The organism is Devosia sp., assembly GCF_030689745.1.
Lineage (GTDB): Bacteria > Pseudomonadota > Alphaproteobacteria > Rhizobiales > Devosiaceae > Devosia > Devosia alba.
The window spans coordinates 1-5265 of record NZ_JAUYGL010000137.1 but is presented as its reverse complement, the minus strand read 5'-3'; the positions used below and the strand labels follow the sequence as shown (position 1 = coordinate 5265).

The following is a 5265-nucleotide window of genomic DNA, read 5'->3' as shown; positions in this document are numbered from 1 at the left end:
CATCATCAGGACGATGCATCGCGAGATGACAGCGCAAGGGGTGTCGCACGCCGCCGCCGACTACGTGATCTTCGACCCAGCCGCAAAGGACAGCCGCCCGATCACCGGCCGGGTGGTCGCACGGGGCCTGTCCGATGAGATCGACGACCGCCACTACCTGATCGTCGACGCTCTTGACGGCCGCACCCACTATGTCGACATCGGCAAGGGGGAGGCCACCGAGCCCACGCCCGAAGGCGCCATCGTGCGCATTGATCCGAAGCGCCCCGAGCCCCGGCAGGTCGATCGCACGGTGTCCGAAATCGCGGCCGCCAATGGCGGGCGGTATGACGTCGATGTTCACCTTCGTCACGACCCGTCCGCCAGCGCTCCTTTTGCCGAAACCCACGTGCGCCGGCTGGAGGCGATCCGCCGCGTCATCGGCGGCGTCGAGCGGGAGCCCGATGGAACATGGGTGATCGCTCCCGACCATCTGGAGCGGGCGGCGGCGTACGAGCGACGCCAGGTGCAGGCCACGCCCGTGGCGGTGCGAACGCTGTCGTCACTGCCGCTGGAGCGGCAGGTCGGCGCCGAGGGGGCGACCTGGCTCGACCGCGAGCTTGTCGCGGAAACCCCGGAACCCGTGCGCGACGAGGGCTTCGGGCGGGAGGTGCGTGCGGCGCGGGTGCGGCGGCGGCAATGGTTGATCGAACAGGAGCTCGCCCGTGAGGAACAGGACCGGATCGTTTATCGCGCCAATCTGCTCGGCATCCTGCGCAGGCGTGAGCTCGCCCGCGTCGCCGGTCAGCTATCGAACGAACTGGGGCTGAACTACGTCGAGACCCGATCCGGGGAGAAGGTCGAGGGCATTTACCGGCGGCAGGTCGATCTCGCCACCGGCCGCTTCGCGGTCATCGAGAAAGCCCGCGAGTTCACGCTGGTGCCGTGGCGGCCCGTGCTGGAGCGGCATCTTGGCAAGCAGGTCTCCGGCATTGCGCGCGGCGACAGCATTTCGTGGGCGATAGGGCGGCAGCGGAGTGGACCGTCGGTGTCGTAGATGACCGATTTTGACCCAGAGCGCACATGCAGGGTTCTGGATCTCAATTGGCGAGACCGACCAAGTAAACTGGCGGTAGCCTTAGATGCACCAAACGATCTTACCCGCCTTTACCCAAAAATGGGATCGACATCCCTCCCGTAACCAGACAGAGGGGTGCAGCGAAACATGTCCTTTAGGATTGACCGAGATATCCCATCGTGGCTTCACCTCCTTCAGCAGCATCATTTCGAGCCGCTGTCCGCAGCCGCAAGGGCATCGCAAGCCCACGGACCAATCCTCATCGCCATCACGAGCCATAACGAGATTCCAGAGGGGCAGTCTGTGCGGCAGCATGTCCCCCTCGACAACCACGAGCGATCGGCGGGGAGTCAAGACGGCGACGATCCGACGCCACCAGAGCGGCCTGCGCTTCATGCGACCCTCCTGCGTTGTCCGAGAGCCGGTAATCCCAGCAGCGGCTCGGATGCACCGCAGGCAATCGGAAAGCGGTCGCCGTTTGCCAACTGGCCCTCGGCGAAGGTGTCCTCGTCACCTTCTGCCAACATGAATATTGCGCGGGCGCGCGCTTCGTTCGGAAACTCCCGGAACGGAAATACCCGTGCCAGGAACTCGATGACGCAGGCTGACGCGGCCCGCATGTTTAAGGCAATGACGCCAGGGGCCTCTTCACTGACACCTCTGAGATAGCCGTCCGCCACCTTCTGCGCGTGCGCACACGGCGCAGTCCGAGCGAGGTATTCGGCCTCCAGCAGCGCAGCATCGTACACGCCGCGATCCAGCAGGCTCGACCCGCCCGGATAAACGTAATCTACCCGTCCGTAGACTTCCGCGATGCGGCGCCCGCCAGCGGAGGTCGGCTCGGTCGGGATCGCGACGCCCACGTCGAACAGCGGCATTGCGAAAAAGGCACTCATGCGGTCCGCGATATGACGCCCTTCGGCTGTATCGACGCATGAGAATAGGAAGTCGGCCTCACATGCGGCCAAGATGGCTTCGCGGGTCGCCACAGAGCCCGTCAATTGCACGATCCCACAATCCGGCCTGTAGCGACGTATGGCGCGAGCAAACATTTCCACCTTGTCGATGCCGATGTCGGCGACCCCCGAATTCAAAATGCGGTTGAGATTGCGTTCCTCCAGCTTGTCGAAATCGATCAAGATGATCTCGCCGATGCCCAGGCGCGCGAGCTGTTCCGCGACAATTGAGCCCGTTCCGGAAACGCCGACGACGCACGCGCTCATCAGGCCAAGCCACGCGCGCATCGCGCTCGTGAAGGCCATTGGCGGTCGTAGAGGACCTGCTGCCGATGCTCCGTCGTTCCACCAAGAACGAAGGTCCGGCCCGACCTCCATCACCAGATCGACTGGCGTCGGAGCGTGATCGCTGTGATAGATACGGGCGCGTATCGCGCCATCCGGAATCATAATCGCCGAACCGGCAACCCGATCGGTGCCGTGCCGCAGGGCACCCATCAAAACCCGGTCGCTTTCGTCGGCGGCGCGGGCAAAGGCAAACAGGCCGCCCGGATGCGAATGGACGGCGATTATCACATCGCCGCAGAGCGCGGCGCGGTCTACGGCGGTTTCGACGTATTCGCCAGGCCAAGTGAGGAAGTCGTGCTTCCGAACGCAAGCGTCGTGAGGCACGGGAACAATCTCCCGGCCGAGCAGCTTGTTTCGGCGACGACCCGTGCTCGCGCACAGAAGAAGGGCGGCGGCTTCCAGTCCGTCGCCGGGAAAGAGATGCTGCCGCAGTTGGACGGCGATCCTGTGCGGCAGCACCAAAGTATGCCGCCGTTTCATGGCTCGACCTCACGGCGCAGCGACTCATCGACCAGGGCAAGATGGGTTGCAAGCGTGTCCCGCGTCGGATCCCACGGCCGATGCCGCGACCAGCGCTGAAATTGCAACCCAGTGATGGTTTCCCGACTCTGAGTCTGCGGAATTTCTCCGCGGGATTGGCGCGCGAGCGCCGGATGGCAATAGAACATGTCGAGCTGGGCGCCGGGGTAACTGACCGGCACCTCGATTGCGATATCGGTCGCGTGCGACTGGTAGCCCGCCGGAACGGGATAGTTCCGAATGACCAGCCATCGGCGCCCACCGTCAATGAGGGTTTCCCAGCGCAGGCCGAGGCGGTCGAGATGTTCCTCGTCCTGCGGCAGAAGGGCGAACTCGACGCGCCGCCCGACCGGCATGTCTCCGTTGTTGATCTGTCGCGGCGTCAACCGCAGCTTCTCGATGCCCTTATGGCGGAGATCGATGGTGAAGGAGAGATCGACCTCCTTCTTGGGTTCACCCGTGATCTTCAAGATGATGATCCACGGCGTGTCGGGATTGAAGCCGGCCTGCTTGATTGCGTCCCGCACGGTGATTGTGGGGCGCGGCGATTCGATCACCACCCCTTGGACATTCAGTTTCCACCGGATCACGACACCGTCATCGTGATGGTGCTCATGACCATGCTCGCCATGGTGATGTTCGTGTCCGCCGTGGTCATGCCCAGGCTCCCCGTCGTTATGGGAATGCTTGTGGGAGCCGGTTTGTTCGTGATCGCCACCGGCAGGCGACTTTACATTCCCATTGGACATTAAAATCTCCGTAGCTGCTTGGTTTTGGCCACCTTTTCGGTTGTCGGTGACCGTCAGCTCGGATTTTGCTATCCTGCTACGTCAGAATTGGACGCAGATCTTATGCGATACGACAAAGCCAAAAAAATCCTTGAATTGGCTCGGGCGCTGGCGAGCAGCGCAGAGGGCATGACCCTCGATGAAATGTGTCGTTTCACGGGCGAGAAACGCCGCACGGTCGAGCGGATGCGCGACACCATCCGCGAGGTATTTCCGCAGATGGAGGAAATCGCCGATCACCCGTCCAAGCGCTTCCACATCCCCAAGGGGCTCGACGGCTTCTTCCAGGACCCCACGACAGATGAGTTGAGCGACCTCGGCGTCGCAGTTGCGGAACTGCGCGAGAGCGGTGCGACGGCCCGCGCCGAATCGCTTGCCGAGCTAGATCGGAAAATCCGCGCAGCCATGCGTCAGGGACGGCGGCGTGCGACGGAAACGGATGTTGAAGCCCTGCTGCGCGCGGAGCTTATCGCTGTGCAGGCCGGACCGCGCCCCGCCGAAGACCCGGCGGTCTTGGTGACGCTGCGGCAAGCCCTGCTCAGCATGAAGATGTTGCGCTTCGTCTATCACGGCGGCTCGAGGCCTGGAACGTCCCGCGACGTGATTCCCTTCGGCATTATTTTTGGGCGGATGAATTATCTGATCGGCGCCGATGCTGGCACGACGAAACCGAAACACTGGCGGCTCGACCGGATTGCCGATCTGGAATGCCTAGATGAGGCCGCCGCCCCTCCCGAAGACTACAATCTGGTGCAATTCGCCAATACGTCCTTTGGCTATTTCGAGGGGCCGCAAGAGGATGTCGTGCTGCACGTGCTGCCCAGCGGCATGGACGATTTCAAGAACTGGCGCTTCCATTCAAGCCAAGTGGTCGAAACGCATCCGTCAGGGGGCGCCATCGTGCGGTTCCGCGCCAGCGGCATGCTCGAACTGGTCTGGCATCTCTTCTGCTGGGGAAACAAGGTCGAAATCATCGAGCCCGTATCGCTGCGCGAGCAGCTGACGACCGAACTCCGTGTGGCGCTCGCGCATCACGAAGAACCCCTCCGCTTTGCCTATACCGTGCCCACAAGGAAAGGATCATAGCCAAACGGACCTGCGTCCAATTCTGTCGCACCAGCCCCTTAACCTTGCCGGCGTTATGAAACCGCTCTCTGCGTCCCGTCTCAATGACTATCTTGGTTGCCCGCACGCAGTGGCGCTCTGGCTTGTCGGAGTCGCGCCAGAGGGCGAGGCTGATCCCACATTGCAGCTCCTCCGCGACAAGGGGTTTGAACACGAGGCAGCGGTCCTGGCGCGCCTGGAGGCGCTGCATGGCCCGGCGGTGAAAATCCCGTCTGAGGGCGCGCATGCCGACCGTGCCCGTCTCACGAAGGATGCGATGGACGCCGGCGTCAAGGTGATCTATCAGGGCGCGCTCTCCAAGGATGCGTGGCTCGGCTATCCTGACTTTCTCGTGCGATCCGAGGCCGCCGAAGGCGTCGCATATCGGCCTGAGGACGCCAAGTTGTCGCGCCGAGCCAAGGGCGAATACGTTCTGCAACTCGGCATCTATGCCGAACTTCTGGAGGCGGTGTTTGGCATTCCCGCGAAGGAC

Annotated in this window: 5 protein-coding genes and 1 pseudogene; 3 read left to right on the top strand and 3 right to left on the bottom strand. The window is 62.9% G+C overall.

The genetic code is table 11. From position 1 onward, the window contains the following. Positions 1-1036 (top strand): DUF3363 domain-containing protein (locus Q8O80_RS11825; protein WP_305579658.1); only part of this gene is annotated, 1036 nt, incomplete at its 5' end. A gap of 81 nt (positions 1037-1117) precedes the next feature. Here the strand turns inward: Q8O80_RS11825 and Q8O80_RS11820 are convergent. From Q8O80_RS11820 to Q8O80_RS11810, 3 genes are all read right to left on the bottom strand, one after another. Next, on the bottom strand, positions 1118-1336 hold the full coding sequence (locus tag Q8O80_RS11820) for a DUF6527 family protein (protein WP_305579659.1): 219 nt from the start codon (positions 1334-1336) through the stop codon (positions 1118-1120). A 113-nt stretch (positions 1337-1449) separates the two neighbouring features. Beyond that, positions 1450-2841, bottom strand: a complete 1392-nt coding sequence (locus tag Q8O80_RS11815) for a ThiF family adenylyltransferase (RefSeq protein WP_305579657.1) — start codon at positions 2839-2841, stop codon at positions 1450-1452. Continuing rightward, positions 2838-3629 carry an E2/UBC family protein gene (locus tag Q8O80_RS11810; protein ID WP_305579656.1) on the bottom strand — a complete coding sequence of 264 codons (792 nt, stop codon included), beginning with the start codon at positions 3627-3629 and terminating at the stop codon, positions 2838-2840. The genes Q8O80_RS11815 and Q8O80_RS11810 overlap by 4 nt, the downstream gene beginning before the upstream one ends. Positions 3630-3731: 102 nt before the next feature. Between Q8O80_RS11810 and Q8O80_RS11805 the strand changes: the two genes are divergently transcribed. Beyond that, positions 3732-4754: a YafY family protein gene (locus Q8O80_RS11805; RefSeq protein WP_305579655.1), complete on the top strand. Its 1023-nt coding sequence runs from the start codon at positions 3732-3734 to the stop codon at positions 4752-4754. Positions 4755-4914: 160 nt separating this feature from the next. Continuing rightward, a pseudogene (locus Q8O80_RS11800) lies at positions 4915-5265 on the top strand (hypothetical protein); the annotation flags it as partial.

What these genes read in the sequence shown, in the direction of transcription:
- Q8O80_RS11810 (WP_305579656.1), bottom strand. Translation starts at nt 3,629, where the DNA reads ATGTCCAATGGGAATGTAAAGTCGCCTGCCGGTGGCGATCACGAACAA.
- Q8O80_RS11820 (WP_305579659.1), bottom strand. Translation starts at nt 1,336, where the DNA reads ATGGCTCGTGATGGCGATGAGGATTGGTCCGTGGGCTTGCGATGCCCT.
- Q8O80_RS11805 (WP_305579655.1), top strand. Translation starts at nt 3,732, where the DNA reads ATGCGATACGACAAAGCCAAAAAAATCCTTGAATTGGCTCGGGCGCTG.
- Q8O80_RS11815 (WP_305579657.1), bottom strand. Translation starts at nt 2,841, where the DNA reads ATGAAACGGCGGCATACTTTGGTGCTGCCGCACAGGATCGCCGTCCAA.